Below are 1,990 nucleotides of genomic sequence, written 5' to 3'. Positions count from 1 at the left end.
GCTTCCGGTCGAGGTGACGGCACGCCCTACTTCACGGGCGCGGGCTCCGGCTGGTCGGCCGTCTCCGGCTCGCCCGCCGGATCGGCGGGCGTCTTCACCGATTCCAGGAGCAGCTGCGAGACGTCGACCACCTGGACGGATTCCTTCGCCTGGCCGTCGTTCTTCTTGCCGTTGACCGAGTCGGTCAGCATGACGAGGCAGAACGGGCACGCGGTGGAGACGATGTCCGGATTGAGCGCGAGGGCTTCGTCGACACGCTCGTTGTTGATGCGCTTGCCGATCCGCTCCTCCATCCACATCCGGGCCCCGCCGGCGCCGCAGCAGAAGCCGCGCTCCTTGTGGCGGTGCATCTCCTCGTTCCGCAGACCCGGGACCTTCGCGATGATCTCGCGCGGGGGTGTGTAGATCTTGTTGTGACGGCCCAGGTAGCACGGGTCGTGGTACGTGATCAGACCCTCGACGGGCGTCACCGGGATCAGCTTGCCCTCGTCCACCAGGTGCTGGAGCAGCTGCGTGTGGTGGATGACCTCGTACTCGCCGCCGAGCTGCGGGTACTCGTTGGCGATCGTGTTGAAGCAGTGCGGGCAGGTCGCGACGATCTTCTTGGAGGACTTCGGCTTCTTCGTCTCCGGCTCGTCGTCGTCCTCGCCGAACGCCATGTTCAGCATCGCGACGTTCTCCTGGCCGAGCTGCTGGAACAGCGGCTCGTTGCCGAGGCGGCGGGCCGAGTCACCGGTGCACTTCTCGTCGCCGCCCATGATCGCGAACTTGACGCCCGCGATGTGCAGGAGTTCCGCGAAGGCCTTGGTGGTCTTCTTGGCGCGGTCCTCCAGGGCGCCGGCGCAGCCGACCCAGTACAGGTAGTCGACCTCGGACAGGTCCTCGACCGTCTTGCCCACGATCGGGACCTCGAAGTCGACCTCCTTGGTCCACTCCACGCGCTGCTTCTTGGCCAGCCCCCAGGGGTTGCCCTTCTTCTCCAGGTTCTTGAGCATCGTGCCCGCCTCGGACGGGAACGAGGACTCGATCATCACCTGGTAGCGGCGCATGTCGACGATGTGGTCGACGTGCTCGATGTCGACCGGGCACTGCTCCACGCACGCACCGCAGGTGGTGCAGGACCACAGCACGTCCGGGTCGATGACGCCGTTCTCCTCGGCGGTGCCGATCAGCGGGCGCTCGGCCTCCGCGAGGGCGGACGCCGGGACGTCCTCGAGCTGCTCCTCGGTCGCCTTCTCCTCACCCTCCATGTCCTTGCCGCCGCCGGCCAGCAGGTACGGCGCCTTGGCGTGCGCGTGGTCGCGCAGGGACATGATCAGGAGCTTGGGGGAGAGCGGCTTGCCGGTGTTCCAGGCGGGGCACTGCGACTGGCAGCGGCCGCACTCGGTACAGGTGGAGAAGTCGAGGATGCCCTTCCAGGAGAACTGCTCGACCTGGGAGACACCGAAGACGGCGTCCTCGGCCGGGTCCTCCCAGTCGATCTCCTTGCCGCCCGTGGTCATGGGCTGGAGCGCGCCGAGCGCGACCTCGCCGTCGGCGTTCCGCTTGAACCAGATGTTCGGGAAGCCGAGGAAGCGGTGCCAGGCGACACCCATGTTGGTGTTGAGCGACACGGTGATCATCCAGATCAGCGAGGTACCGATCTTGATCATCGCGACGAAGTAGATGAGGTTCTGGAGCGTGCCGAGGGCCAGGCCCTTGAAGGCGAGCACCAGGGGGTACGAGACGAAGTACGCGGCTTCGTAGCCGTCGACGTGGTGGATCGCGCCTTCGAGACCGCGCAGGGTGAGGATCGCCAGGCCGATGATCAGGATGATGTACTCGACGAAGTACGCCTGCCAGGCCTTGGAGCCGGCGAAGCGGGACTTGCGGCCGGCGTGGGAGGGCAGGTTCAGCAGCCGGATGGCCATCAGCGTGACGATGCCGAGCACCGTCATGATGCCGATGAACTCGATGTACAGCTCGAACGGCAGCCAGTCGCCGACGATCG

1 protein-coding gene is annotated in these 1,990 nt (G+C 66.4%); it reads right to left on the bottom strand.

Going from position 1 to position 1,990, the window contains the following annotated elements; all coding sequences use genetic code 11:
* Positions 1–26: 26 nt before the first annotated feature.
* On the bottom strand, positions 27–1,990 hold a 1,964-nt coding region (locus tag IH13_RS0113160), incomplete at its 5' end, for a (Fe-S)-binding protein (protein WP_031084046.1).

It is taken from the genome of Streptomyces sp. NRRL WC-3549 (genome assembly GCF_000721935.1).
Taxonomy (GTDB): domain Bacteria; phylum Actinomycetota; class Actinomycetes; order Streptomycetales; family Streptomycetaceae; genus Streptomyces.
The sequence above is the reverse complement of the archived record's forward strand: the minus strand, read 5'-3'. Positions and strand labels throughout refer to the sequence as shown.